This is a genomic window from Lacticaseibacillus parakribbianus (genome assembly GCF_025490915.1).
Taxonomy (GTDB): domain Bacteria; phylum Bacillota; class Bacilli; order Lactobacillales; family Lactobacillaceae; genus Lacticaseibacillus; species Lacticaseibacillus parakribbianus.
Genome location: NZ_JANQBA010000003.1, coordinates 160,680 through 187,661, shown reverse-complemented (window position 1 = coordinate 187,661; position 26,982 = coordinate 160,680). Strand labels below are relative to the sequence as shown.

Here is a 26,982-nt window from a genome sequence, read left to right as displayed (position 1 = left end):
TTATGGACTGGACCATGATTAAGACGATCATCAGCGCGTTGTACCTGCTGAACGTGATTGCCGCTATTATCACCGTGTTTCGCGAAAAGCGCGACATCGCCGCAACCTGGGCGTGGCTGTTGGTGCTCAACTTCATTCCCATCGCCGGGTTCTTGTTCTACTACTTCTTCGGCCGCAAGCTGTCGCACCGGCAGTTGGCCAAGGTACGGGCCCAGCCGCACGGTGAGCTCGGGGCGGTGCTCAAGCGTCAGCAGGAGCTGATTCCCAAGGCCGCGCCGAGCGACACGCAGATGGAGGCGACGGCCAAAAACATGATCACGCTGTTCCAAAACACGGATCAAAGCTACGTGACCACCAACAATCAGGTCGCCATTTTCACCGCCGGTACCGCCTTGTTCACCGACCTGCGCCAGGAAATCGCGGCGGCTTCGCACAGCGTCTTCGTGGAATTCTACACGTTCTACGGCGATCAGCTCGGCGCCAGCATCCTGGCCGCCTTGACCGCTAAGGCCCAGGAAGGCGTGGCGGTACGGGTGCTGTACGACGCCTGGGGGTCGCTGGGCACCAAGGCCGAGTTCTTCGCCCCGCTTCGCGCGGCCGGCGGCATTGTCGAGCCGTTCCTGGGCATCCACCACCGGCTGGACTTTCGCCTGAACTTCCGCAACCACCGCAAAATCGTCGCGATCGACGGCTGGACCGGCTACATCGGCGGCTTCAATATCGGCGACCAGTACGTCGGCCGGCTGAAGAAGTTCGGCGCCTGGCGCGACACCCACCTGAAGGTCGAAGGCGACGCGGCGCTGGCCCTGCAGCAGCAGTTCATCCGCGACTGGAACGCGACCACCGGCGGGACGCATCCGCTGGACATCAACCAGACGCATTTTCCCAAGGTCAACAACGGGCTAGGCACCGCGATGATGCAGATCGTCGCCAGCGGCCCCCAGAACGACCTGGCTCAGATCAAGCTGGGTTACATGAAAATGATCAACGCCGCCCGGGTCAGCCTGGACATTCAGACCCCGTACCTGATTCCCGACGAAAGCGTCCTGACCAGCCTTCGCACCGCGATTCACAGCGGGGTGCGGGTGCGAATCATGATTCCGCACATGCCCGACCACGCCTTCGTCTACCGCGCCAGCCAGTACTACGCCCGGGGCCTGGCCCAGGATGGCGCCGAGATTTACTTCTATGAGGCCGGCTTCCTCCACGCCAAGGTGATGGTGGTCGACGCCGCAATCGCCTCGGTCGGTTCGGCCAACATGGACTTTCGCAGCTTCGGCCTGAACTTCGAGGCCAACGCCTTCGTCTACGACCATGACCTGGCCGCCCAGCTGCAGGATATCTTCACGGCCGACGTCGCCAAGAGCCGCCGCGTCACCGCGGCCGACTTCGCGGCGATGCCGCGCTGGCTGCGCTTCAAGCAGACCTTCTCGCGGCTGATCTCACCGATTCTGTAGCGGGTGGCTGGCCGGGGTCCTGCGGCTGCTACCGAGTGAACGCTGGCGGCCGCGCGAATCGGAGAACTGCCGCAAAAGGCGTCGCAGGTGGCCGAATGGGATAGACCGTGAAGCGAAGCCCCGTCGTGACCGCTCGCAAGAGATTGGTGAGGGCCTGTCAGCCCGTGCCTGAAGCGGCCCCGACGCGGCGCTTGCGGCGGCTGCGACCGGCGCGGCTGGCCTCACCGCCTTTATTAGTTTGATTATAAATTTTTTGCAATCAATATTGCTCGAAACGCCCATTTTGCGCGGCCGCCGTGCTATACTGGAGTCATTCAGCGGCCAGTTGGTCGCGGGTTATGGAGGTATCATTGATGCAAAAACTTGTTTCGGAGTTCTTGGGCACCTTCCTGCTGGTTTTCCTCGGTAGCGGCGCCGTGCTGTTCGCAAAAGGGGACGCGTTGACCATCGCCATCGGCTTCGGCCTGGCCATCACCGTGTCGGCCTACGCGTTCGGCGGTATTTCCGGGGGCCACTTCAACCCGGCGGTCACCACCGCGATGATGATCAACGGCCGCACCCCGGTCGGCGAGGGTTTCGCCTACATGGTCGCCCAGATTATCGGCGCGATTGCGGCCAGCGGCGCGGTTCGCGTGGTGGTCGGCGCCTTGAAGCTGCCGACCAACCAGCTGGCGCAGACCGATTTTCCTAAGCTCGACGTCGGCACGGCCTTCTTCGTTGAGGCCCTGGCCACCTTCTTGTTTTTGATGGTGATTCTCGCCGTCACGGCCAAAACCGGCAACGGGGACTTCGCCGGCCTGACCATCGGCGTGACGCTGATGCTTTTGATTATCTTCTCCGTCAACCTGACCGGCGCCTCCCTGAACCCGGCGCGGTCGATCGGCCCGGCAATCTTCGCCGGCGGCTCGGCCTTGAGTCACCTGTGGCTGTACATCGTCGCCCCGGAAGTCGGGGCGGTCGTCGCGGCCTTCGCCGGCCGGTTCCTGCTCGGCACGGAAGACTAGACACGAACTGGAACCCCTGTTGCTGCGACTGCGGCGGCAGGTTTTTTTGTTGTGGCCGCAAAAAATAAAATATTTCTGAGTCAAAATTTTGTATCAATTTTATAAAATAAATTTTATGCGCCGACCATCGGCGCTTTCGGTCGATGTTAGTTGCCGTCCTAAACTAATAGTTATAAAATCGCTCGGCACTTATTTTACGTCAGCTTTTGTAAAAAGGCTTTGTTACATTTCAACGGGGAGATAAAGAACGACCACAATATGAGAATTCCCTTGGAATCAGGGCTGACGGAACATTTACACGGTTCATATAACGATTCAAGTATATTTTAACGAGATTTCGTTCCGGCCGAGCGAGCGGCAAATTGTGCCCGATTGACGAAATATTTGTGAATTGCTATAGTCAATTTGTTATCTAAGAACTTCGCTGGGCGTTAGGACGCCGTGGGGCAGCGAGTCAAATAGGAGGAATTCACTGATGAAGAAATCTTTACTTGTTAGTGCCGCTGCACTTGTTTTGGCCGCTACCACCACGGTTGCACCGCTTGGCGTTTCCGCTGCCGGGGCGAACGGTGAGCCTCAAGGGACCACCAAGGCTGAATTCACCGTGACGGCCGGTAACGATGGCACCACCACGCCCGGTGGTGACGAAGGGACCGGCGACTACAAGAACCTGTGGCTGGTGCAGGCACCGGATCTGAACTTCGATAAGACCAGCGTGGCCAGCGTCATCGCCGGTGTCACGCTGCCTTACAAGGACGGCGTAACGCTTGCCAAGACCGGCGACGCGGCCGAAAACCAAGAGGGCAAGCTGCAGGTGACCGACCTGCGCGGTACCAGCGCTGGCTGGAAGCTCAGCGCCTCGGTTTCCGATTTTGACAACGCCACCGCAACTGCAGACCAGCTGAGCGATCGCGCTGCCGCAATCGCCGCCGGTGACAAGCTGATCGGGACGCTGACCCTCGGGCTCGGTGCCGCGACCGCCGACAACTTTACCCAAGGCGCGACGACCGCTGACCTGACCACCAACGGCGGGGACGTGACGATTTGGAACGCCGCCAAGACCTTTGGCCAAGGCGACACCAAGGCGACCGTCGACGCGACGACCACGAAGCTGGCCATCACCAAGAACGCCAACGTTAAGAAAGGCCAGTACGACGCGACCGTGACCTGGACGCTTTCCAGCACCGTTACCGCAGAATAAGCCACTCATGTGAGGACGTAACGCGATCGAGGGGCCACCCCTCGGTCGCTTTTTTTCAGAGGTCGCGTTTCGTTCCCGTCTGTCGAAAGGAGTTTCACTTTGCGTCTTAAAACCTTGCTGCTCATCGCCTTGGCGGCCCTCGGTCTGGGGGTTGCCCAGGCACAACCCACCCAGGCCGCAACCGGTGCGGCCTACACCGTTAGCCCGGTGATCCCCGCCAACCAGCGCAGCGCGGTGTCGAGCTATTTTGACCTTGTCGTCAAGCCCGGCGCCAGCCAGCCGCTGACCGTGGCGGTGACCAACGAGACGGCGGCCACGCGCCACATTCGGCTGTCCTTGACGCATGCCTACACGCAGGCCAACGGTGAAATTGGCTACAAGCCCAACGGCCCGACCGATCAGTCGGCCCAGTACCGCTTGGATCAGCTGGGCACCAAAAGCCAGGTAATCACGCTCGCCGGCCACCAGACCAAGCGCGTCTCCGTGACGCTCAAGATTCCGGCCAAGGGCTTCACCGGCGTGATCCTCGGCGGCTTGTACATCGTCGATCAAAAAGAGACGGCCGGCGCCAGCAGCGACGGGGTGCAGTTCAAGAATCGCTACGCCACGCTGGTCGGCGTTCAGCTGCAGACCAGCACCGGCGCGATGAACCACGTCAAGCCGAACCTTAAGCTGCTGAGCGTCGGCGCCGGCATCCAAAACAACCAGCCCGGCGTCTTGGCGACGGTGCAAAACCCGATGCCGACCTACTGGGGCAAGATGCTTTACACGGCCAAGGTCTACAAGCGCGACTCCGACACGGTGGTGATGAAGCGCGTCGCGAGCAACTACACGACGGCGCCGAACAGCCATTTTGACTTCGGCATCACCCAAAAAACGGGGCTGACGCCCGGCGACTACACGCTGGACCTGCTGGTGACCGGACCGCACGGCCGCTGGCACTGGCGCCGCAACTTCTCGATTCTGACCGAGCAGGCGCAAAAAATTAACAAGCAGCTGGCGCTGAAGACGCCGTTCGTCATGCCGTGGTGGGGCTGGGTCCTGATCGGGCTGGGCATCGTCTTGCTGATCGGGCTGCTGTGGTGGCTGATCTTGCTGCTGCTGCGCCGTCGCAAGAAGGACGAAGACGACGATGAGAACGCGAACGCTCCTCAACAATAACAAAGGAGAGTGGCCTATGCGATATTGGAAAATGGGCCTGGTCGTCGCGCTGACGCTGGCCGGCCTGACTTTCGGCGGTGCCGGCGTGGCCGCGGCGACTGACACCGGCGCGGGCGTCGGCACCACCGTGGCCGAGCTCGTGGTGGTCGCAGACGGCCCGAGCCAGCCGGGCAAGCCGACGCAGCCGGACAAGCCGGGGCAACCCGGTAAGCCGAGCCGCCCGACGACACCGAGTAAGCCCGGCAAGCGGCCGTCGCGGGTGACCCCGCTGGACCGGCTGCCGGGGACGGGGCCGACGGGCGGCACCGCGACGCACGTGGCCGGCAAGCCGCAGCGCTTTTTGCCGCAGACCGGCGAGGCCGTCGCCTTCGTGGTGGCCGGCGTCGGCAGCGGCCTGTTGGGATTGATCGGATTGTGTGGCCTGCTGCTGTTGCGGCGGCGAAGGGAGGAAGCGGCGGATGAAGCATTCAATTAAGCGTCACCTGAGCCGCTGGCTGACCCTCGCCGCGGCGGCCACGCTGGGCGTCGGGGTCGGGGGGTTCGCCGGCCGCGGCGGCGCGGTGCGGCCGGTCAAGGCGGCGTCGGATATGTGGACCACCACTAAAAGTGTGTCCGGGGCTGATTTTCCGGAACCAATCGACCCGGACACCCTGCTGCCGGCATACGTGCCGTTCGACCAGGCGATGACCGTCAAGCGGCTTGATGTCGACAGTGACATCACCGGAAGTAGCAGTCAAGTCCTTCAAAATCCGATTGGTAACCAGGTCGCGGTGCAAGTGACCAATTCGACGATGCAATCGGGGTCGATTTGGAGCACCTCGACGCTGTCTTTGAGGCAGAGCTGGTCGACCAAGATGCATATTTACTTCGGTAAGTACAGTAACCCCGCTGATGGGCTGGCGTTTGTTTTAGCCGGAGTTCGGCCGACAGCGGTTGGCAATCGCGGTTCAGGAATTGGCGTGTGGAAGACGGAGAACGCGACGCTAGCCACTGCACTGCAGAATAGTTTTGCGGTGACCTTCGATACGTATCACAACGATGCGACTAATCGTGGTGGTGAGCTCGACGTTAATGCCAAAACAGATAGCGGTCAGTACGTTGGCTGGGGTTTTCCGGGTGAAAAGTATCAGTACAAAACTGACTCAAGCTCGCCGGGCAAAACAGGCAGTTTAATTTTTGATAACTTCACCTCAACTAGCGCAAGTATGGCCGCCTCTGTGGCCGCGTCGAAAGCTAGTGGTGGGATTAGTAAGATTAATGATTCTAAAGTCACGGCGATTCCTTACCTGGCTGGTCTCGGTGGCTATCAGGCGGTTCCGAGTGGTGAAAGTTTCGCAGATGGTAACTGGCATACAGTGACCGCAAGTTGGACTCCTGGATCTACCGGTGGCGGCACGTTGACCTTCAGTGTTGAGATCAGTAGCAAGACTACCATCTCAAAATCGCTGACTTGGACGGATACCGACCTGAAGCAAATTTTTGGCTCTTCTGCGCTGACCAACGGTGTTTTCTGGGGCTTTACCGGCTCCACTGGGGATAAGATGGAAGAGGGGCTTGTCACCTTCGAAACCATCCCCGGCCTGGTCGACGGCGGCGTTTCCGCCACGGTCACCAACCCGGACGGCACCGCGGCCTCTGACGTTTACCAAGGCACAACGCTGGCGCAGACCTACAAGCTGACCTACAACGGCAGCATCAGCAAGCAGGACTGGCCGGTTCAAAGCGATGGTAACACCACGAGCCTGACCGCCACGCTGCGAACCACGGATGGTTATGCCTTTCAGGTCGACAAGAATAAGCAGGTGCCAGTAACCGTCACGCGCAATGGCACGTCGAAGACGATGCTTGCCAGTGTTACGCCGACGCATGAAGTGACTGACATCACCGATGTCTACGGCAATACCAAATCCTATACTGATCAGTTGATATTGTCGAACCTTCCCCCGTTTTTGAAGTCTGACGGTGACGGTCAATTCTACACCGTGACCGTGCCGATCGTGGCAACGGCCAAAACGGCCGTTGCGGCAACCGCCGGGGCCGGCGTGGTGGTCGGCAGCAATGCCCGTTACACCACGACCGTGAAGACCCCCGCAATCGTCGCCAATCCGCTGCAGCTCATCGCACCGAATTTTCAGTTCGGGCCCTTCAGCATCGCGCAGATGATCAAGGGGCTGAACGCGGTGAGCGGCACGGCCGGCGCCATCACGGTGGCGGCGCCGACCAACTCACACGTCACGCTGACGGCGCAGATGGGGAATACCCATCTGTTGGACAGCACGGCTGCAATTCCGATGTCAAACACGCTCAGTTTTACCTACAACGGGGCCAAAAGGGTCCTGCAAAGCAACGCGTCCGCGGTCACGCTGTTCAGCGGCAACGCGACGCCACCGAGCGGCGCCATCACGAATGCGACGCTAACGACGGCCCCGTACCCGCAGATTCAGCCCGGGACGTATCAGACCGATATCACCTGGACGATTGCGGTGACGCCGATTGTGCCGTAGCACTTGCCAACGCCAAGCGTCAATCCACTGGCCCCATTCCCGCAACGGGAGTGGGGCCTTTTGACTGGCGCCGCCGCAGAACTTGCATTTTGCCGGCCGGCGGGTCAGACTGAAAGAAGAACGGAGGAACGCTATGCAAACACTCGCACTCGCCGAGCTGATCGACTACCGCGACCACCAGATCGCCAGCAAGTCGTTCGGCCGCAAGCTCAACATCGCACTGCCTTTCGTCGCCTACGCGCTGGACGCCGGGGAAAGCATCAGCAACGAGCAATCCAGGCTGACGCGCCTGATCCAGGTGGTCGACGGGACGCTGACGGTAGTGCAAGACGGCGCCACCGCGGTGCCGACCGGCGCTATGATCGTGATTCCGGCCGGGACGCCGCATGCCTTGGAGGCGCGAACCCGCTGCAAGTTCATTCAGATGGAAACCGCCCCGCGCGGTTAGGAGGATACATGCCTTTTATTCAAAAAATTAACGCCAAAGAGGTCCTGAACCTGCGCGACCTGGTCAGCCTGGACGCCGATCAGGTCAACAGCCGCACCCTGGTTCAACGGCCGGACATGACCATGACGCTGTTCGCCGTCGCCACCGACCAGGAGATCGGCGGTCACTCGGCAGTCGGCGACGCCTTGGTCAACGTGCTGAGCGGTGTGGCCGAGGTCACCATCGAAGCCGATGTTTTCACCCTGAAGGCCGGCGAATCGATTGTGATTCCGGCCAACTCTCGGCACTCGCTGTACGCCGTCGAAGGCTTCCAGATGCTGCTGGTGGTGGTGAAGCCGGAGCTCTAGGCGGCCGCGACACGCCGCTGTGTTTACGGCGCCGAGCCGGCCATGTTATACTGAGACCAGCAAAAAACGGCACCCCTGCAAGAGTGCCGCCTTGCAGACTACCGCGTTAAGAGCGGTGGCCCAAGTTTAAGAAGCTAAGAAGCCGCTACTTCACTTCGGTCAAAAAGTTATGTGGGCGGCTTTTAGCTTGCTCATTTTCGGAATTCTCCGAGTGCCTTCCTCAGCGCGGTGGCCGCAACGACCACCTTGGTCAGGCGGTTGAGAACGCGTGTCACCACGACGCACAACAGCTCGACCTCCGCGAGAAAAGTCACACTCTGGGCAATCACCCAAATCACGAGTTTGCAAAGTCCTCCTTTCTACCAGAATCCGACCACCAATCCGCCTCAGCGTCATTGGCATCACCCTCTTTCAGAAATGGGGACCACCGCTCATATCACTTTGTCTGCGGATGCATTGTACCAAGATGCGGCGCGTTTTGCCTAGGTGAGGGGCATGAGAAGTTGGTGTGACGCGGCTTGCCACACAAATAGGCCGGTGAATCCGCGTTGGGATTCACCGGCCTTGTTCTCTATTGTAGTGACTTATTCGCCCGGGACGTAGCTTTCGTCGATGACCAGCACCGGCTTGATGGTTTTGCCGGAGCGGGAGTCGGCGTTGGCCTCGTTGATCTGGTCGAAGCGGTAGAACTTCTCGGTTTTGTCGAAGTCGAACACGCCGAGCTTGTAAAAATCAATCAGCCGCGGAATGTCGATTTGCGGAATCGAGTCGCCCATGTTGACGCCGACAATCTTCTTGTCGTCGACGCACAGGTCGTTCCAGGTGTCGACGTCGATGTGGTGCGGGGTGACGGCGATGGTCGCGGTCGTGCCGCCCTGGGCGAGGACCTTGATCGAGTTTTCCATCACGGCGGTGACGCCGGTGGTGTCAACGGCCCAGTCCACGCCGCGGCCGCCGGTCAGATCCCGCACGGCCTGCACGACGTCGAGGTCCTTGGAGTTGATGACGTCGGTGGCGCCGAGCTCCTTGGCCAGTTCCAGGCGGGAGTCGACGATGTCGATGCCGATCACCTTGACGCACCCGGCGATGCGGCCGGCCATCATCGCGGCCAGGCCGACGGCGCCGGTACCGAACACGGCGATGGTGTCGCCGGGGGTCGGCCGCAGCGTGTTCAAAACGGTGCCGGAGCCGGTCACGTAGCCGCAGCCCAGCGGTCCGAGCTTGCGCAGGTCGAGGGCCTTGTCGACCTTGACGGCGTTGCGCTCCCGCACGACGGTGGTGGTGGTGAAGGAGCTTTGGTCGAACATGTCGGCCACGTGCTGACCGTTTTCGGTGAAGTGGCTCGAGCCGTCCGGGCGAATGCCGGACAGGTTGTTGTGGGCGTAGTTCTCGCACTGCGTCGGGATGCCCTTCAGGCAGGACTTACAGTTCCCGCAGGCGTAAAAGGACAGCACCACGTGGTCACCGGGCTGAAACTGGGTGACCTCGGGGCCGACCTTCTCGACGATGCCCGAGCCCTCGTGGCCCAGGACGATCGGGTAATCGATGACCGCGTCGCCGATGCGCAGCGCCTCGTCGGAGTGGCAAATGCCGCTGGCCACCATGTGAACCTGGATGTCGTCGGGGCCCATCTCGGCCAGTTCAATGTCGTCTTTGATCTCAAAATCCGCGTTCTGCTTTGCTACCACTGCTGCTTTAATTTTCACGATATGCGCTCCCTTGTGACTGATTTGTCGGTTGACGCTTTCATTATCGGAGCTCGCTGGGCCAAAAGCAATCGCTTACAAAATCCTCTTGGGATATGTTCCGGTGGCTAGATTGGCGAGTGCAACAGCTGACGGCCGACGGGGATGGCCTAAGTGGTACAGATTGGCGGCCGCGTTGCAGCGTCGCCGGCGTGAAAACGCGACATATTTACAGGGAGACAAAACGTGTCGTAAGCACCGGGCGAGCGGAGACTGGAGCCGGATGTGTCTTGGGCGAGTCGGGCGGCGCCGGCCGGGTGGGTTGCGCCGCCCTGGGACCGGCCGTCACTGCGGCTCACAGCCGCAGGTCGCTTGGGCCCGTGGCGCGGTCGACCTTGGGGGCGTGACCGAACTGCGCGGCGTAGTGGGTGTAAAAGAAGCTGGTGTTGCGCAGCCCCACCTCCTGGGCAATCAGGCGCAGCGGTTTTTCCGTGGTCTGGATGGCGTCACGGGCTCGCAACAGGCGTTCCTGGGTCAAAGCGGCGCTGAAGGTCTGGCCGACCTCGCGGCGAAACAGGTTGCCCAGGTAGTTACGGTTGTAGTTGAGCGCCGTCGCTAGGCCGCCCAGGGACACCTGGGCGTAGTCTTCGTGAATCGCCTTGAGCATGCGCAGCGCCAGCGCTTGACCACTGGTGAGCTTGGCCGCGGGTTGCGGGTAGTTGCGACTCAGCTGGGCCAAAAGTACAGTGAGCTCGGCCTGCAAAATCGTGTCGGCCAGCTCGCGGCCTTGGTAGTATTCGGTGATCAGGCGCTGCAGGGTGGCCTGAACCTCGCCTTGCGCGGTGCCGGCGAACCGCACGAACCCGCGGGGCTGCTTGGGCTGGACCCTTTTGGCCAGGAAGTCGTACAACACGCTGCGCTGACTTTGCAGCCGGGTGAGCAGGTCCAGCGAGATGTTTTGGTCGCGAAAAAGCACGTTGATGAGCAAGTCGCCTTCGCCCAGCGCCTCGATGGCGTGGCGGCTGCCGCTGTCCAAAAGCAGCAGGTCGCCTTGCTGCAGCACCACCCGCTGGCCGTTGACGTGCTCGACGGCCGTGCCGGTCAGCATGTAATTGAGCTCGAGGAACTGGTGGGTATGGAGCGGGTAGGCGGCGAAGCGGTTGTGCTTGGAGACGTAGATGCTGCGGTTGCGGAAAAAATAGTCGTTGAGCACCGGCATATTCGTGGTTTCACTGAGGCCCAGGTCCAGGGCCGCCGGGGGGATGTCGTCGGCAACCTGGCGGCTTTGGCGCTGCTGCTGCTCGATTGGGCTGAGGGCTTGAAGCTGGTGCAAAACGTCACGATCCATGGCGGTCTCCTTTTCATCGGGTTGCCTACATACTACGCCGCCGGGCCGGAAGCCGCAAAGGATATTTACAAAACAAGATCGCACAGGGTAGATTGAAAACGTTGACGATTAATTGGTCCGGTGTTAAGCTACTATTAGATGATTATCTTAGTGCGGGGCGACGACTCAAAGCCACGGTCGCCGGAGTAGCCACCGCACGGGAACGGTCCGGAGCGCAAGCGCCTCCAGTACCATACCCATGCCAAGTCGCAGTGTATCGTCCACGCGACTTTAAACTCGAGAGCTTTAGTGCAACTCCTGATCCTAGGAGAAACCAGGGCGAAGGACTGCCACCCACCGGTCGCACCAAGTCGAAACCTACTCGCATCGCGAGGTAGCTGCGGTTCCGGCGAGAGCGATGGTGTACTACCACGGTAAGACGAAGACAGCAACCTAACCGAATCAGGCCAAGACCACCGGCGCGTGTGCGACTGGTGGCTTCGGCGCGGCCGCCGCAACGCGAATCGTTGCGGCGGCCTTTTCGGCGTTGGCTGACCGGCGCCTGGCTTGACCGCCGCAGGGGCGGCGGTGCGTTTTTTTGACCGCGGCCGCCAAGGAAGCGGCGAACCGTTTGGCCGGCACGGCTCACCCGCCACGCGCCGCCGTGCCAAAAATTTCGCCTGCCAGGCCCGGTGCGACGCGCTTGGGCTCGCCGAAGTTGCCAGCTGGCTTGCGGCCTGTTATATTGGGCGTCCAAGACTGTGAGTGAAGGGAAGCGAGGACATGCAACAGAGAAAAAGGGGGCGGCGTCTGGGGCATGCCCTCGGGCTGATCGTTACCATCGCGCTGGCGCTGTGGCTGGCGCCGCGGCACGTGGCGCGGGCGGCGGTGACGGTGCCGACCACGGTGCCGGCCGGGTTCATGACGCCATCGCCGGCGAGCGGCGCGACCGGATCGGGGTTTCGCACCCAGCCGAACTGGGTGGGGTACGGCTACACGATGGGCGGCCTTGCGTCGCCGCCGGCTGATGCGAATCGGTACTACGCCTTCGTCAAGCGCGGGTACGACTATCTGCACCTTTACGCGTCGTTTCGCAAGGCGGGGGGCGATTACCTGTCCGGCTACAAAATCGTGACCCGCCGCCGCGTCGGCGGCGGTCCGGTGACCGTCAGCACCGACGCCGGCGGCTTTGGGGTGCAGACCGGCATGGCCTGGGATACGCCGGCGCTGCAGTATTGGCCGGCCAACGACTTCATCGACTACAAGCTGACCGTCGACGACGCGATCACGACGCCGACCTGGTACACGTTCCAGGTCAGCATCTTGGTCAACAACGGCCACGCCTACCACTCCGCACTGTACTGGGTGCTGGTGGTGCCAAGCCCGGTGGCGCAGCTTGGCGCGACGTCGCGGGTGGTTTTTCGCGGCCAAACCGCGGACGTCGGGCTGCTCAACACCGCGGCGTCCATCGTGCCCGACTACCGGTTGGAAGGTGATGACTGGTTCGCGGTGCGAAACTACCTGCAGCTGAGCAATCCGGCCGGCGAAGTCGGGCTTCGCACCGTGAGTGGCAGCTTGACGATTCCGGCGCAGCCGTTCTACGATGGCTCGGTGACGCCGCTTGGCCCAATGCGCGTGGCGCTGGCCGACCTGCCGGACCAAACCGTGATTCGCGGTGGCCCGGCCCAGTTTGCCCTGAAGCTGCCGGCCGGGGTGACGGCACAAAACGTGCGGTGGACGGTCGGCGGCGCGGCCGCCGGCACCGGTGACACCCTGAATCTGGCCAACGTGCAGGCGACCACGTCGGTGCAGGCCACCGCCGATTACTACCTGGGCGGAAATCTGCTGCAGGCCGGCGCCGTCAGCAATCCGGCCCATCTGCACGTGAAAGACGAGCCGGGAACGCTGGTGCTGACGGCGGTGCCGCACCTCGCCTTCGCGCCGACCGACGGCAGTGCCTTCACCGTGGCTCAGGCCTTCACTGGTGCGACGCTTGCGGCCAGCGGCACGGTGACCGTAACCGATACCCGCGTGGTCCGGGGGCCGTGGCAGCTGAGCGTGGCGGCGACCGGCTTCACCCCGGCGTGGCCGGCGAGCTTGGCGCTGACGGCGGCCGGGTCGCGGGTGACGCTCGCGCTGCCCAGCAGCCAGCCGGTGACACTGCTGTACGGCCCGACCGCGACGGAGGATTTTGCGGTGAGCGGCCGCCTGACCCTGGCCGCCCAGAAGGCACCGGTGGCCGGCACCTATGCCGCCACGGTGACCTGGACGCTGGTCGCCGGACCAGTCGGCGCGGCGCCGAGCCGATAGTGCCAAAACTTTGACGCGGCGAGTTTGCGATGCAGGCTCGCCTTTTTGGTGCCGAAAAACCGGCAATGCCCCGTCGGACATGGCCTGGATGCATTGTAAAACTTGTCCAAATTAATAAATATTATCATATTGAAAAAAGATTTTTAAAAAAGTTGACGGAAAAACGTCTGTCGTGTTACGATACCGAAACTTGAGAAAACGGATTCTCGAGCAAGTGGAACGTGAAAGGAGAGACACACATGCGCAAGCAAGGATTAATCGGGGCCATCGCGCTGGCGGCGGCGCTTGCCGCGGCGCCACTGGCCACCGGCCAGGCAGCGTCGGGGCCCGGGACTGCAGCCGCCAACATCAGCAAGACTGATGTTGGCAGCGGGTTTGAAGTGGATGCCAGCGGCCACGCGGCGGCTAACACCACCGCGAGCTTCAAGCTGGAGGCCGGGGTTTTGGAGCTGGACGCGGTGCCAAACTTCAACTTCGGCACAGCCAACGTTGAGGATATTGCGACGGGTGATAAAGAGTTAACCATCGTCAATCAGGCTGGCGGGGTGGCCCCCACCACCACTTACGACGGCAATGATGCGGGCAAAATCACTGTGACGGACTTCCGCGGCAACAACGCCGGCTGGAACCTGACCGCTCAAACCGGGACAGAATTCCAGGGCCCGACCGCCGATGCAACCATCGGAATGACGAGTTTCGAGGTGGGCTTCAATAACGACGGTTCAGAGGACACGGATTTGGCGCCTTCTTTTGCAAGCAAAAGCATTGCCGGGGCCAGCGCGTCCATCGTGAACGCGGTGGCCGGCAACGGCGCCGGCCGGAGCAGCTTCTTGTTGGACGAGGCGACGGTGCAGCTGGTTCAGCAACTGAAGGTGCAGGCCGGTGATTACCGCGCCGTCGTCAACTGGACGCTGGCGAGCACACCGGATCCGGAATAAGCAGGTAACCGTGATTTCAAGCGGGTCGGGCGGCCGACCCGTTTGGCCATCGCGGTCACCGAGACAGGAGGGGTGAGCATGCAAAATCTGGCAGCACAACCACACGGTCGCCGCTTCCGGCGACCCAATCCCGCCCGTGGTCGCCTGGCGGTCGCGGCGCGGCGCCTCGGCCCGTGGCTTGCCGGGCTGCTGGGCCTGCTCGCCGCCGCGGCCTGGCTGGCGGTGGCGGCGCCGGTTCAGGCCGCCGGGGCCGGGTTTGCCGTGACGCCGGTGAGTCCCAAGGACGCCGTCGCTAAGGGTTACTTCGTCGTGCAGGCGCCGCCGGGCAGCACCCGTAAGCTGGTGGTGGCGGTCGCGAACACGACCGGGGCGGCCAAGCACATGCGGCTGCAGGTGACCGACGCCTTCACCCAGGCCAATGGTGAGGTCGGCTACGCGCCGAGCAGCGCAACCGATTCGGCCGCCAAGTACCGGCTGAGCGAGCTGAGTTCGGCGCCGGTCGACTTCACGCTGGCGGCGCATCAGGGCCGGGAGGTCACGATTACCGTGGCGCTGCCCAAGGCCGCGTTTGACGGGCAGGTTCTGGGCGGCATTTACGTCGAGGACCTGGCGGATTACGACGGCGGCGGCAGCGGCATGGCGGTGGCGAACCATTTTTCGATGATGGTCGCGATTCAGCTGCAAAATAGCCCCAAGCTGGTGGCGCCGCACCTCAACCTGACCAAGCTGACCGTCGGCAGCCAAAACAACGCGCCGGCCGTGCTGGCGACGCTGCAAAACGACCGGGCGCGGCTGTTCGGCAAGCTGGCGATCACGGCCAAGGTGACGCCGGTCGGCCAGAGCAAGGTCACCGTGACCCGCAGCGTGACGGATTACGCGATGGCGCCGACCTCGCATTTTGACTTCGGGCTGCCGCTCACCACCGCGCTTTCACCGGGCCGCTACGAGCTGGACCTGCTGGCGGTGGCCGGCGATTACCGCTGGCACTTCACCCGCCGCTTCACCGTCACGGCCAAGCAGGCGGCCGGCACCGCCAAGCTCGCCGTCCCCGACGCGACCGGGTGGGTGTGGCCCTGGCTGAGCATCGCCGGGGTTGTGCTGCTGGCCGCGCTACTGTGGCTGATTCTGTGGCGTCGGCGCCGACGCAGGAAGGACGAACATGAGACGACCACTTAACCTGTTGGCCGCCGCCTTGCTGAGCGGCTGGCTGCTCTTGGCCGGCGCCGGTGCTGCCCGGGTCCAGGCGCAACGCTCCGTGGCCACCTTCACGGTGATTGGCGACGCCGGCCAGCCGAACCCGGACCCCGATGGCGAAACCGATGGCACCGAAACCGGCGGGACGGATGGTACCGGCGGCACAGACAACAGTGGCGGCACGAACAACGGCGGGACGACTAACGGCAGCGGCACTGACGGTAGCGGTGGTACTGCCAGCGGCACGACCGGCACCGGTGGTTCGAGCGGCGGTTCGGGCAGTGGCGCGGCCGGCAGCGGTCAGGCCGGCGTCACCGGCAACGCAAGCGGTGGCGGCACCGAAGCGACCGCCGGCCCGGGCAGTGCAAGCGGCGGCGCCGGCAGCGTCGGTAGCAAGGCGGGTACCGCTGGCGAAACCACGGCCGCCGGCAACAGCAACCTGCCGCAAACCGGCGGCGCATCGCCACTCGCGGCGACCACGGTCGGCTGGCTGCTGATGGGCTTGGTTGCAATCGCGGCCGGGCTGCACCGCCGCCGTCCCGCGGCCTGATGGCACGGAGGCACCAAAAAGCCGCGTCACCCGGTGGCGACGCGGCGGCGAGGCTCAGGTAGCGCAGCTCGATGGCCTCGTTGTGGTTGGCGCGGCGCAAGTTGATGGTGAGGTGGCACCGCTCGCGCGACCGCAGCCAGCGCGGCTGTTCCACGCTCAGCGACTGAATGTTGGCGCGGCGCATGAAGTCGGTTTGGCGTGTTCCCCACGAGCCGGTTTGCGCGATCAACAGCGAGCCGTGGGTCGCCACGCCCTGGGTGCGGCCGGCGTAGCGGCCCTGCAGGAGGCCGACCAGCGCCAGCACCACCGTCACAACCAGCACAATCGGCACCCAGTGCGGCTGCCAAAAGTGAAGCCCGAAGGCGACGGCGAGGCCCAGGCCGAGGTAGCCCAAGACGGCGTTGCGAACGAAGGGCGCGGTGGCCGCGGGACCGGTCAGCGGCGGTAGCGCGGTCGGTAGCCACGGCACGAACGGTGCCATCACCGGCAGCAGTTGCCGGGACTGAACCACGGGCATCAGCACGAGATCGTTGTCCTTTTCGTCGTCTGCGGCGTTGGACGCGGTCAGCGCCTGCACCGAGGCGAGGTGGCACCACTGCCGCAACAGCGTCGCGCGAACCCGCACCGCCTGAATTCGCGCGATGCGAACGCTGGTGGTGGTCCGGTTGAACAGGCCACGCGTCGCGGTCAGCGTGTGGCCATCGCGCCGCAGCGTGAACTGGTAGTATTTTTGCAAAATGCCAAGGTAGGCCGCGGCGATGCCCAGCAGCAGAACCAGCAGACCCAACGCGACCAGCACGACGACGGCCAGGGCGGCCAGCTGCTGCTCGGCGCCTTGGACCCAGCCCTTGGGCAGAAAATCGTCGGTCTTGTCGTACAGCCAAAACAACACGGCGATGATCGGCACGAAGCCCATGCTGGTCAGGGCGTAAAGGTTCAGGTCCCGGGCGGCGATGCGGTAGGTGGCGTCGGGCACCGCGGTGTCTGGGGCGGCGTTTGGCGAAGTGGTGACACCGGCGGCTATCTGGTCGGCGGCCTCGGCGGCGATTACTTGGTTCGCGGCAGCAGGGTTGTCACCGGCTGGCGCGGTGCCGTCACCGGTCGCCTGACCGGTGGCCGGTGGCGTCACGGCCGTGGAGTCAGCGGTGACACTGGCGGCAACCAGCGCCTGGCCGGCCGCTGTCGGCTGGTCGCTGGTTTGCTTGCGGCGGCGTTCGATGGTGGCGGCCACGGCGGTCGGCACCGCGACCAGTTCGGCCTCGGCGTCGTTATCCTCGTGGCCCGAGGTTTCGATGCTCAGGCTGAGCAGGTCGAAGGGCTGCAGGATCAGCCACTGCGACCGCTTCAGGGTCTGGATGTTGGCGTAGGGGATGTGGCGCGTTTTGCGAACGAACAGGCCCGAGTTGATGGTGATCGCGTCTTCGCCCAGCACGTAGGTGAAGCGCAGGTAGCGCAGCACGTAGATGACCACGAAGGCAATCAGCGCCACGGCGGCCAGGGGCAGCGACCACCAGCGGGAGTCGGCGTCCTTCAGAATCGCCCAGGCGGAGGCCAGGGAGATGGCGGCCCAGCCGTACAGGCCCTTGCCCAGCATGATCAGAAGGGCCAGCGGGTGGAGGCGATTAGGCGTCATCACGCGCCTCCTTGGCCAGGGCCAGGATGCGATCGCGCAGCTGGTTGGCCACGGCCGTGGTCACACCGGCCAGCGAGTCGGTGGTCGAGGCGGTCTGAATCTGAACCTCCTGCAGGCCGTGAGCTCGCAGGATTGGCCCGGCCTCAAGCGTCACGTTCTGGATGCGGCGAATCGGAATCGCGGTTTCCTTTTGAAAAACGGCGCCTTCCTTGAGGTAGACGGCGGTGTCGGTGATGCGAAAGCGCCAAAAAGCGTAGCGGTAGGGAATCAGGGCCAGCTCGATTGCGGGGTGAAGCAGCGCCATGCCCAGGCTGATGGCGATCAGCCACAACGGCCAGTGCCACAGGTGGTTGGCGACCAGCAGCCCGATGGTGACGGCCAGCCACCACAAAAGGCTCAGGCCGGCGCCGATGCGCCAGACCTGCTTGATCTGTTGCGGTAAGTGTTCTTCCATTATTGTGCCTCCAAAGTGTCGCGGGTCCCGACCCGCCTAGCGCTAATTTAGCAGGCGCCAGCGCTTGCGGCAATCCGTCCCGGGACCGAGGTGGCCGCTGCCCGTGATTGGGCGCAGGGCTGGGCCCGATGCGGCCGCGGTCAGTCGGTGGCCGCGGCGCCGTCTGCGCTAGAACTTGCGGTTGAAATGCGCGGTCGCCCCGACCCACGCCCAAAAGGCAACGCCCAAAGTCAACAGGCTGCCGGTGATGATGCCCATGATCAGGTCGTCGTGGCCGCGGTCGATGACCGCCAGCCCCAGAGCCACGACCGCGGCCACGCCGACTACGATTTCAAGCGTCAGGGTGTTGGCGCGAAGCCGGATCAGCACCTGGCGTTCGTCGCGTTCGGCTAGCCGCTGGTTGTGGGTCGCACTTTTGGACAGCGACCGGGCGACGGCGGCGCCGCCCAGCACCAGCGACAGACCGATCAGCACGATGTTTTGAATCAGGTTGGCGGCGCCGGGCTGCGGCTTGATCACGGCCAGCACGGTCAACACCACGCCCATCGCAATCAGGCCGAGCCCGGTGGCCAGACCCTTGAAGTTATAGATTTTCAATTTCCTTGTCCTCCAATTCCTTGTTCGCGGCCAGGCAGCACAGCGTCTCGACGTCGGTGCCGAACACCTGGGCCAGGCGGTACGCCAGCATCAGGCTGGGGCTGTACTGCGCTTTTTCAATCGAAATAATGGTACGGGCGGAGACGTGGACTTGGTCGGCCAGCTGCTGCTGGGTCAGCCCCGCCGCCTTGCGAAACTCCTTGACGCGTGTTTGCATAATGCCTCCGAAGGTGAAGCTTACTTCACGTGAAGTTGGCTTCATAATAGCCGCCGGCGTTGGCCGCGTCAACCCCCAATTGCGGCCGTCAAAATTGTCCCGCCGCGGCCGGCGGCTTGTGCTATGATGGGCTTAAATCAATTTTGGAGGCAACACGATGCGCATCAGCATGACCCATCCGACCACCCACGCGGTGAAGCAGACTAAGATCGGCTTCTCCTGGACCACCTTTTTCTTCGGCTTCTTCCCGGCGCTGCTTCGCGGCGACTGGAAGTGGGCCCTCATCATCGCGGTGCTGCAGATCGGCACCGGCACCTTCACCTGGGGGATCTCAATCGGCCTGATCAGCATCATCTTCGCGTTCGTCTACAACCGGCTGTACATCAACGAGCTGATCAACCACGGGTTCGCGCCGTCCGACCAGGCCAGTGCCGATGCGCTGCGAGCTAAAAACTTCCTGCACTAGGAGGCCCTGATGAGCAAACGTCTGCTGGTAGTGCTTGAGACCCTCGTCTTGATTTTTGGCGGCGGCCTGCTGCGGCTGGTGTTCGAGCCGTTCATGAACTGGCGCTTGGCGCTGGCCCTCGCCTACGGGCTGTGGGCCGTGTTGCTGTGGCTGGTGTCGACCCGCGTGGCGGCCAACCGCCGCCGGGCGCTGACCGAGCTGTGGCAGCTGGCCGATCGGCTGGGCTACACGGCGGCGGATCTGAGCCGACGCACCCCGCGTTACGGCGCTATTGACTGGCAGCTGACCCGGCCGGAGAACCTGCAGTTCTACCCGGCCGATGCCACGGTGGCGCGGTTGACCCGCGAGTTGACCGAGGCGCTGGCTCGCCGCGTGGCCTGACGCCGCGGCGGTGCCGGCCGGAACGCGCCGTGTTAGGCCGCGCGGCGTTGCGGAGAAGCCGCGTCAGGGCCAGTCGCTCGGACTTGTGCGGCCGGCCGCGGCCGCGCGTTCAAATCCTGACCACACCAAAACGCGCCGGTTCTTGTCATTGAAGACGGGAACCGGCGCGCTTTTTGCTTGGGCTCAGACCAGCGGCTGGTAAACCAGCTCGACCAGGCCCTTGTGCAGGGCGAGGTTGACCGATTCAATCGGCTGCTCGAGGATTTTTTGGTACTCCTCCAAGACGTCGTAAGGCAGCGGCGTCAGCAGGTGCAGGTCGTCGATGATGTCGGCGACCGAGTCGACACTGGTCAGATCGGCGAAAATGTCGATTTTACTCAGGCAGTCAGCCAAGAGGTCGGTCAAGGCGGCGTCGGGCTTGCCGCTGGGGTCGGTGATGACGACCTGCTGGTGGTTGAGCGGCTGGTGTTCGATCTGGAGCAGTTTTAAGGCACGGAAAACATTCATGAGCTCACCTCGTCTGGCGGCGCCGTCGAAGCTCGGCGCGTTGTCACTAGAATTGTAGGCCACAACCCGGGGGATTGACAACCGCTAATCAACGCGGCGATTGGACAATTGCGGCCACTTACGATAAGATAGTAACTGTTGCATTAGATTTTTCTACTCAAGAAGGGAGTCTTGATCTAATTAATCACGACAAAACTACGAACCTCGAAACGCCACAGGAACCCAAGTTTTACAAGCGAGCCCCGCTGTCTTGGGTTCACCTGCGCATCTACCTGGCCATCATCTTGGGTCAGTTCACCAGCGGTTACGCGATTCAGATCAGCGGCACCGCCATCGCCGTGGCCCAACGGCAGCTGAACCTGAGCAGCGCCTGGGTCGGCCTGATTGGGGCCGGGACGCTGATCGGGCTGGCCGGCAGCCTGCTGGTCGGCAAGCTCGCGGATCGCGTCGGGCGGCGGCGCCTGCTTTTGGCCAACATGTGGGGGCTGGCGCTGGTGTCCTTGGGCCAGCTGGTGACGGTGAATTTGGGCTGGACGCTGGTCTTTCGCATCCTGGCCGGGCTGATGATCGCCGTCGACTACACGGCCGGCAACACGCTGCTGATCGAGTGGCTGCCGTTCAAGGACAGCGGCCGGCTGCAGAGCCACCTGGTGATTTACTGGACGCTCGGCTTCATCGCCGCCAGCTTCGCCGGCACCAACATCTCCGGCTTCGGCGCGTGGGACTGGCGGCTGATGATGGTGTCGCCGGTGGTGCCGGCGCTGATCACCGCCGTTGTCCGCAACCTCGCCAAGCTGCCGACGTCGCCGAGCTGGCTGGTCAACCAGGGGCGGCCCCAGGCGGCCACGCGGGTGATTCGCCGGCACCTCGGGCGGCAGTGGGGGCTGTCGCGCAAGCAGCGCAGCCTCAAGCGAACCGTCAGCGAGCCGCTGCCTTGGACCGCGGTGTTTCACAAACCCTACCGCCGGGCGACGGCGGTCGGCGGCGCGTTCTACGCGGCCCAGTCCTTCACCTTTTTCGGCATCAGCCTGTTTTTGCCGCTTTTGGTCGGTGAGCTCGGTTTCGGCGCCGGGTCCTTTGCCCAAAATTTGTACGTCGGCGCGATGCTGATCGGCGTTTTGCTGGGGACCGTGGTGTTCAACCGCGTCAGTCGACGGTGGTTTTTGATCGGCGACTTCGCACTGGCCGCGGCCGCCCTGGGGGTGTTGGTCGGTTGGCGGCAGGCGCCGCCGGTGGTGGCGCTGGCGCTTTTCGCCGGGTTTGCCGTTGTGTTGTCGGCCGGGCTGGTGCTCGATTACCCCTACACGTCGGAGCTCTTCGACTCGCGAGTTCGCGGCACCGGGGTCGGCATGGTGGTGACCCTCAGCCGCATCGGCGCGGCCGCCGGCACGTTCCTGCTGCCGGTTTTGACCAGCGCCCGGGGCGTCAACGCGGCGATGCTGGTCTGCGGCGGCTTACTGGCCGCAGCCGCGGTCTTCTGCCTGTTCGCGGCGCCTGAAACCGCCCCGCGGTTCGCTCAACCGCGCGAGGCTCGCGACCGCGCCTAAGGTTCTCGCCGCGTCGCTCGGGGGCGAACGGCCGCGGTGCGGCATTGCTAATTGGCAGCGCTTACGCGATAATGGGGAGGAACGGAAAGGTGGGATGGGTATGCTGAACAATCAGGGACAGCGACCCGGCGGTAAGCAGGCGCCGGTGGTCAAGGTCGTCGCCGGCGCCATCGGGCTGCTGGTCGTCGCCATTGGGCCGGTGATCGATTTCATCACCTACCTGGTGACGCGGGTCGACTGGCGCGGCCTGACTCACGTTACCAAAGGCGGTGGCGGCGGAACCGCCGCGGCGCATCCGGCGGCCATCGGGCTGCTTTTGGGGGCCGCAATCGCGCTGCTTGGGCTGCTGGTGCTGCGGTCGGTCCGGCCGCACCGGGCGGTTCGCACGACCTACCGCCCCAAGCCGGTCGGCTACACCGCCGACCACCCGCTGGTCCAGACCGACCGGACGCCGCGCCGGGCCCGGGCCGGCGCGGTGGCCCTCGGCCTGGCGCTGGTGATTGCCGTCGGGCTGCTGGCGCTGGTTTTGCTGAGCTGAGCGGCCGCGGCCTTTTTTAACCCAGACGCAAAAACGCGCCGTAACCCTTGAATTAAGGGCTGCGGCGCGTTTTTGGCGTGAGCTCAGTCCTCGGCCGCCGGGGCGGTCGGGGCCGTTGGCGTCGGGCGAAGCCGCCACCACAGCTCCTTGAGCCCCGACAGCGCGAAGGTCGGCAGGGCCGGCAGGATGATCACGGCGGCGTAGGCCCAGCCGGACAAAGGCGCCGTGCCCATCACGGCGTTGAAGAACGGCAGGAGCGTCACCAGCAGGCTGGCCGCCGCGGCGAAGCCGACCGCCAGCAGCAGCTTGCCGTTGGCGAAGGGGTTGCGGCGAAACAGCGTTTTTTGGCTGCGAGCGTCGAACACGTGCCACAGCTGGCCGAACACCAGGGTCAAGAAGGCCAGCGTCTGCGCCTCGGCGGCGGTCGCACCGTGGCTGGCCGCCCAGAGGAAGGCCAGGTAAACCAGGCCGCCCATCACGATGCCGCGAAGGAAAATGCGGCCGAGCATGCCCTCCAGAATCGAGGCGTGAACGTCGCGCGGCGGCCGCTGCATCAGGTCGGCCTCCGGCACATCGTAGCCCAAAGCGAAGCTCGGCAAGGCGTCGGACACCATGTTCACCCACAGCACCATCAAGGCGGTCAAAGTCGGCGTGGTGGCGGCGACGGCACCGACCGGGTGGATCATCAAAAGCACCCCGAACAGCAGCGCCAGCACCTCGGCGACGTTGGTGGTCAGCTCGTGGCGCATGAAGTTTTGAATATTGCCGAAAATGGTCCGGCCGGCTCGCACCGAGTTTTCGATTGTGGTGAACTTGTCGTCCAGCAGAATCAGGTCGGCGGCGTCCTTGGTCACCTCGGTACCGTTGATACCCATGGCGATGCCGATGTCGGCGGCGCGAAGGGCGGGGGCGTCGTTGATGCCGTCGCCGGTCATCGCGACGACCTCCTGGTGGCGCTGCAGGGCGGTGACGATGCGCTGTTTGTGTTCAGGCGACACCCGGGCGTAGACGCGGATGGCCGGCGCCAGGCGATAGAGTTCGTCATCGCTCATCGCGGCGAGCTGCTGGCCGGTCACGACCCGGGCCGTTTTGTCCTTCACGATGCCGAGTTTCACGGCGATCGCCCGGGCGGTCACCGCGTGGTCGCCGGTGATCATCACCACGGCGACGCCGGCGGCCTGCAGCTCTGCCACGCTTTGCCGCACCTCCGGCCGCGGCGGGTCGATGATGCCGGCCACGCCGAGCAGCGTCAGGTGTTCCTCAAGCTCGGCGGTCGTGCCGTGGAAGGCCAGCTCGCGGTCGATGTCGCGCAGCGTGACGGCGATGGTGCGAAGCGCGTCCTCGGCGAAGGCCAGCACCTGATTTTCGACGATTGGCCGGGCCGTGGCCACCGGTACGAGCTCCGAGTCCAGCGTCACCGCGTCGGTGTGAGCGAGAATCACGTCCGGGGCCCCCTTGGTCAGCACCTGGTAGCCGTCACCGTCCTTGATCACCACGCTCATCATTTTGCGCGTCGAGTCGAAGGGCAGCACCCGCACGATTTCGATGTCCAGGTCGTTGTCCTTGGCCAAAAGCCGGTCGCGGTCGATGCCGGCCTTATGCCCCATCACGACCAGCGCGACGTCGGTCGGGTTGCCGTACGGGGCCTTTTTGCCGTCGTCGTCCTCGGTGATTGCGGCCTCGTTGTTCAAAACGCTGGCGAGAACGAAGCGGCGGTAGGCGGCCACCGGGTCGGGGGCCAGCGTCGCTGCGGCCGCACCGGCCCCTGCTGCGGTCGCGGTCGGGCCTGCGGTGCAGGTCGCCGGCCCGTCCCCGGTCGCCGGCGCGGCATCTGCCGTGGTTGCTGCGGTGGCCCCTGCCGCGGTGGCCGCGGTTGCGGTTGCCAACTCGGTCGCGTTCCCGTCGACCGGCAGGATCTCGCCGACCGGGTCGAGGCCGCTGCCTTCGACGGTGTAGGTCGCGCCGTTGGCCCAAAAGCGGGTGACGGTCATCTGGTTTTGGGTCAGGGTGCCGGTTTTGTCCGAGGCGATGAACGAGGTGGCGCCGAGCGTCTCAACCGCGTTCAGCGACTTGATCAGGCCGCGGTTTTTGGCCAGCATGGTCGCGCCGATGGTCAACACGATCGACAAGACGGCCGGCAAGGCGTCGGGGATGGCGGCGACGGCCAGGGCGATGGCGGTCGACAGGGACTCGGCGATGGCGGCAAAAGACAGGCTGCCAGTGGCCAGGTAGGCCTTGGCGAGCTCCAGCCCCAAGGTGGCGACCACGACGGCCAGGGCGACGGCCATCAGCTTGCGGGTCAGGGCGGCGATGGTGCGTTCGATCGGCGTCTTTTTGGTGGCGACCTGGGTCAAGAGCTTGGCGATGCGGCCCAGCTCGGTGTCGCGGCCGGTCGCGACCACCACGCCGAGGCCGTTGCCGCCGGTGACCATCGAGCCGGAGTAGCCCATGTTGGTGCGGTCGCCCAAGGAGATGTCGCCGTCAAGCGCGTGGGTCTGCTTGAGAATTGGCTCGGCCTCGCCGGTCAGGTGCGATTCGTTGACGGCAAGCTCGGCGCAGTGCAAAAAGCGCAGGTCGGCCTCGATGAAGTCACCGGTTTTGACCGTCACGATGTCGCCTGGCACCAGCGTCTCGGCCGGCACCTGGGCCCATTCACCGTCGCGCAGCACCGTGGCGTGGTGGTCGTTCATGGTTTTCAAGGCGGCCAGGGACTTTTCGGCCTGTTGCGCCTGCCAAAAGCCCAGGCCGGCGTTGACCGCGATTAGCAGCAAAATGGCGACGGCCTCGTAAATGGCGGCCATGCCATGAGCCGAATCGCCGGTCACCGTGAAGTCGTAGGCCGCGCTGCCCAGCGCCAGCGCCACGGCGACGAACAAAATAATCACCAGGGGCTCCTTGAGGCTGGCGGCGAACTGACGCCAGGCGCTTGGTGCCGGCGGGGTCGGCAGGGCGTTGGGGCCGCCGGTTTGCAGGCGGCTTGCGGCCTCCTGGGCGGTCAGGCCGCGGGTGCGGTCGGTGCGTTGGGCGGCCAAGACGTCCTGTTTGTGCTGGTGGTAAAAGTCTGACATGGGGTTCCTCCTATGATGGCGGGGTGCAAATGACGGTGGTGCGGTGGTGCCAGGCTGGTGGCGCGTTGGGTGGTGCCAGGCCGCGGGTGTTTCACGGGAAACGCGCCGGCGGGTGGTGCGAGAAGACGGCAAAAAGGCGCAGGCTTCAAGGCCTCCCTCCCCAGGGAAGCGGTTCTTGAAGCTTGCGCCCAACCGTTTTTGCATATGCAATTCGTTATTCCTAGCTTAAGCGAAAACTGATGCGGGTGTCAAGTTATTTGCTGCGGTGAATCAGTCGGCCGCCGCCGGTTGGCCGGGTGGAAGAGCCGGCCGGCCAGCTTGGTCAAAGCCGCCTGGGTGGTGACCAGGTGGTCGTTGGAGGTCGGAACGCGGTACAGCCGGGCGATGCGGCCGAGCTTTTGGGCCCGGGCTAGGATCGCGGCCGGCCGGCGGTGAAGGAATGCGTGGCAGGTCACCGGGGCGGTCAGCGCGTCGTAGATGGTGAGCTCAAGCGCGTCGTACTCGAAAACCGTGTAGCGCGTCCCACCGATGAGGACGCCCTCGGTCACCCGGTCGGGCTTGTAGCGCCGCCACAGGGCCTGGCGCATGCTGGCGGTGAGGATGCCGGGCGTCGTGGCGGGTTCGGCGACGGCCACCGGGGTGCTGTTGGCCGCCAGGGCCGAAAGCCACGGCGCCAGGGTGCTGCTGGCCGTCGGGGTGCAGGTCAGCACGTTCAGGTCGCTGGCCTGGGCGACGCGGTCGGAGAACAGGCTGGCGGTGGCGGTGATGGTGAAGGTCGCCGCCGGGTAGCGAATGCTCAAAAGCTGGGTCTTGAGCGGCTGGGCGGTGTCGCACAGGGTGAGCCCGGCCGCGGTCAGCCCCGCCAGGTTCGCGGCCTGGGTTGGGTTGGCCGCCAGGTGCTGGCGGTAGCGACCGCCGGTGTTGTGGGCGGTGAGCGTGACCGCGGTCGCCCCGGCGGCCTGCACCTTGGCCGTCAACGCCAAAAAGTTGGTGAAGGCATGCTGGCTGACGGTCGGCATGACCACCGCCAGCGCCAGCGGCTCGGCCAGGTCCGTCAGGTCGTCGATCAGGTGCTCGAGGTGGGTGGCCGCGGGAATCAGGCGGCAGACGGCATGGCCGGCCCGGGCGTCGTCGGCCATGCGGGTCAAGGCCGTCCGGTCGATCGAATCGGCGCTAACGAGACGCCAAGGGGCCGCGTCGTCGCGCGGTGGTTGTGGGTCTGTCATGTCATCGCCTCCTTTGCTGGCATTATTATACCAGAAATATTCACACTGTCATCTCATAATTAATGGTAATTAAATGAGAAATGCCGGTCGCGGTCACCGTTCGGCGCGAGTTGTGATTGAATGCGTCGCCATTGACACGCCGCAATCGCATTGGACGGGGAAGTGTCCAGCAACGACCTGGGTTCGACACACAATTGAAATATATCGAAATACGTTATTTAA

General features: G+C 63.9%; 24 protein-coding genes. 15 read left to right on the top strand and 9 right to left on the bottom strand.

The annotated features are described in order from the left end of the window. Positions 1–2 precede the first annotated feature (2 nt). The 8 genes from cls to NUH19_RS04225 all read left to right on the top strand — a co-directional run bounded on the left by cls (position 3) and on the right by NUH19_RS04225 (position 8,122). On the top strand, positions 3–1,457 hold the full coding sequence (cls, locus tag NUH19_RS04260; RefSeq protein ID WP_262315314.1) for a cardiolipin synthase: 1,455 nt from the start codon (positions 3–5) through the stop codon (positions 1,455–1,457). Between the two features lie 353 nt (positions 1,458–1,810). Further along, positions 1,811–2,461 (top strand): MIP/aquaporin family protein, encoded by a 651-nt coding sequence (locus NUH19_RS04255; protein ID WP_262315313.1) that lies wholly within the window; start codon positions 1,811–1,813, stop codon positions 2,459–2,461. 475 nt (positions 2,462–2,936) lie between these two features. Next, complete coding sequence (locus NUH19_RS04250) at positions 2,937–3,662, top strand: WxL domain-containing protein (RefSeq protein WP_262315312.1); 726 nt, start codon at positions 2,937–2,939, stop codon at positions 3,660–3,662. 99 nt (positions 3,663–3,761) lie between these two features. After that, positions 3,762–4,823, top strand: a complete 1,062-nt coding sequence (locus NUH19_RS04245) for a WxLIP family cell surface protein (protein ID WP_262315311.1) — start codon at positions 3,762–3,764, stop codon at positions 4,821–4,823. A 16-nt stretch (positions 4,824–4,839) separates the two neighbouring features. Further along, positions 4,840–5,298, top strand: coding sequence for an LPXTG cell wall anchor domain-containing protein (locus NUH19_RS04240; RefSeq protein WP_262315310.1), 459 nt, complete (start codon positions 4,840–4,842; stop codon positions 5,296–5,298). 112 nt (positions 5,299–5,410) lie between these two features. Next, entirely contained in the window at positions 5,411–7,327 is a 1,917-nt protein-coding gene (locus NUH19_RS04235) for a lectin-like domain-containing protein (protein WP_262315309.1), read from the top strand. A gap of 133 nt (positions 7,328–7,460) precedes the next feature. Further along, positions 7,461–7,775, top strand: a complete 315-nt coding sequence (locus tag NUH19_RS04230) for a cupin domain-containing protein (protein WP_262315308.1) — start codon at positions 7,461–7,463, stop codon at positions 7,773–7,775. A gap of 8 nt (positions 7,776–7,783) precedes the next feature. Then, positions 7,784–8,122, top strand: a complete 339-nt coding sequence (locus tag NUH19_RS04225) for a cupin domain-containing protein (RefSeq protein ID WP_262315307.1) — start codon at positions 7,784–7,786, stop codon at positions 8,120–8,122. Between the two features lie 584 nt (positions 8,123–8,706). Here NUH19_RS04225 and NUH19_RS04220 read toward each other — a convergent pair. Both NUH19_RS04220 and NUH19_RS04215 read right to left on the bottom strand, forming a co-directional pair. Further along, complete coding sequence (locus tag NUH19_RS04220) at positions 8,707–9,828, bottom strand: NAD(P)-dependent alcohol dehydrogenase (RefSeq protein ID WP_262315306.1); 1,122 nt, start codon at positions 9,826–9,828, stop codon at positions 8,707–8,709. A 334-nt stretch (positions 9,829–10,162) separates the two neighbouring features. After that, entirely contained in the window at positions 10,163–11,155 is a 993-nt protein-coding gene (locus NUH19_RS04215) for an AraC family transcriptional regulator (RefSeq protein ID WP_262315305.1), read from the bottom strand. Positions 11,156–11,917: 762 nt separating this feature from the next. On the opposite strand from NUH19_RS04215, the gene NUH19_RS04210 reads away from it, so the two are divergent. The 3 genes from NUH19_RS04210 to NUH19_RS04200 all read left to right on the top strand — a co-directional run bounded on the left by NUH19_RS04210 (position 11,918) and on the right by NUH19_RS04200 (position 15,558). Beyond that, a complete protein-coding gene (locus tag NUH19_RS04210; RefSeq protein WP_262315304.1) occupies positions 11,918–13,444 on the top strand; it encodes a hypothetical protein in 1,527 nt (508 codons plus the stop codon). A 239-nt stretch (positions 13,445–13,683) separates the two neighbouring features. Then, positions 13,684–14,382: a WxL domain-containing protein gene (locus NUH19_RS04205; RefSeq protein WP_262315303.1), complete on the top strand. Its 699-nt coding sequence runs from the start codon at positions 13,684–13,686 to the stop codon at positions 14,380–14,382. 78 nt (positions 14,383–14,460) lie between these two features. Then, positions 14,461–15,558, top strand: coding sequence for a WxLIP family cell surface protein (locus NUH19_RS04200; RefSeq protein WP_262315302.1), 1,098 nt, complete (start codon positions 14,461–14,463; stop codon positions 15,556–15,558). Positions 15,559–15,887: 329 nt separating this feature from the next. Here the strand turns inward: NUH19_RS04200 and NUH19_RS04195 are convergent, their stop codons facing one another. From NUH19_RS04195 to NUH19_RS04180, 4 genes are all read right to left on the bottom strand, one after another. Next, the gene (locus tag NUH19_RS04195) at positions 15,888–17,759 is read right to left on the bottom strand and encodes a PH domain-containing protein (protein ID WP_262315301.1); all 1,872 of its coding nucleotides are present in this window, start codon (positions 17,757–17,759) and stop codon (positions 15,888–15,890) included. Beyond that, positions 17,749–18,213, bottom strand: coding sequence for a PH domain-containing protein (locus NUH19_RS04190; RefSeq protein ID WP_262315300.1), 465 nt, complete (start codon positions 18,211–18,213; stop codon positions 17,749–17,751). The genes NUH19_RS04195 and NUH19_RS04190 overlap by 11 nt, the downstream gene beginning before the upstream one ends. A gap of 168 nt (positions 18,214–18,381) precedes the next feature. Further along, complete coding sequence (locus NUH19_RS04185) at positions 18,382–18,810, bottom strand: DUF2178 domain-containing protein (RefSeq protein WP_262315299.1); 429 nt, start codon at positions 18,808–18,810, stop codon at positions 18,382–18,384. Then, complete coding sequence (locus tag NUH19_RS04180; protein ID WP_262315298.1) at positions 18,797–19,027, bottom strand: helix-turn-helix transcriptional regulator; 231 nt, start codon at positions 19,025–19,027, stop codon at positions 18,797–18,799. The genes NUH19_RS04185 and NUH19_RS04180 overlap by 14 nt, the downstream gene beginning before the upstream one ends. Before the next feature lie 157 nt (positions 19,028–19,184). Between NUH19_RS04180 and NUH19_RS04175 the strand changes: the two genes are divergently transcribed. Further along, the gene (locus tag NUH19_RS04175; RefSeq protein WP_262315297.1) at positions 19,185–19,493 is read left to right on the top strand and encodes a DUF2628 domain-containing protein; all 309 of its coding nucleotides are present in this window, start codon (positions 19,185–19,187) and stop codon (positions 19,491–19,493) included. Between the two features lie 9 nt (positions 19,494–19,502). Continuing rightward, positions 19,503–19,874 carry a hypothetical protein gene (locus NUH19_RS04170; RefSeq protein WP_262315296.1) on the top strand — a complete coding sequence of 124 codons (372 nt, stop codon included), beginning with the start codon at positions 19,503–19,505 and terminating at the stop codon, positions 19,872–19,874. 183 nt (positions 19,875–20,057) lie between these two features. Here the strand turns inward: NUH19_RS04170 and NUH19_RS04165 are convergent, their stop codons facing one another. Next, positions 20,058–20,381: a hypothetical protein gene (locus NUH19_RS04165; protein ID WP_262315295.1), complete on the bottom strand. Its 324-nt coding sequence runs from the start codon at positions 20,379–20,381 to the stop codon at positions 20,058–20,060. A gap of 74 nt (positions 20,382–20,455) precedes the next feature. On the opposite strand from NUH19_RS04165, the gene NUH19_RS04160 reads away from it, so the two are divergent. Then, positions 20,456–21,928: an MFS transporter gene (locus NUH19_RS04160; RefSeq protein WP_262315294.1), complete on the top strand. Its 1,473-nt coding sequence runs from the start codon at positions 20,456–20,458 to the stop codon at positions 21,926–21,928. Between the two features lie 100 nt (positions 21,929–22,028). Then, positions 22,029–22,466 (top strand): hypothetical protein, encoded by a 438-nt coding sequence (locus tag NUH19_RS04155; protein ID WP_262315293.1) that lies wholly within the window; start codon positions 22,029–22,031, stop codon positions 22,464–22,466. An 83-nt stretch (positions 22,467–22,549) separates the two neighbouring features. Here NUH19_RS04155 and NUH19_RS04150 read toward each other — a convergent pair whose 3' ends face one another. Next, positions 22,550–25,534 carry a cation-translocating P-type ATPase gene (locus tag NUH19_RS04150; RefSeq protein ID WP_262315292.1) on the bottom strand — a complete coding sequence of 995 codons (2,985 nt, stop codon included), beginning with the start codon at positions 25,532–25,534 and terminating at the stop codon, positions 22,550–22,552. Between the two features lie 248 nt (positions 25,535–25,782). Beyond that, on the bottom strand, positions 25,783–26,760 hold the full coding sequence (locus tag NUH19_RS04145; protein ID WP_262315291.1) for a hypothetical protein: 978 nt from the start codon (positions 26,758–26,760) through the stop codon (positions 25,783–25,785). Positions 26,761–26,982 lie beyond the last annotated feature (222 nt).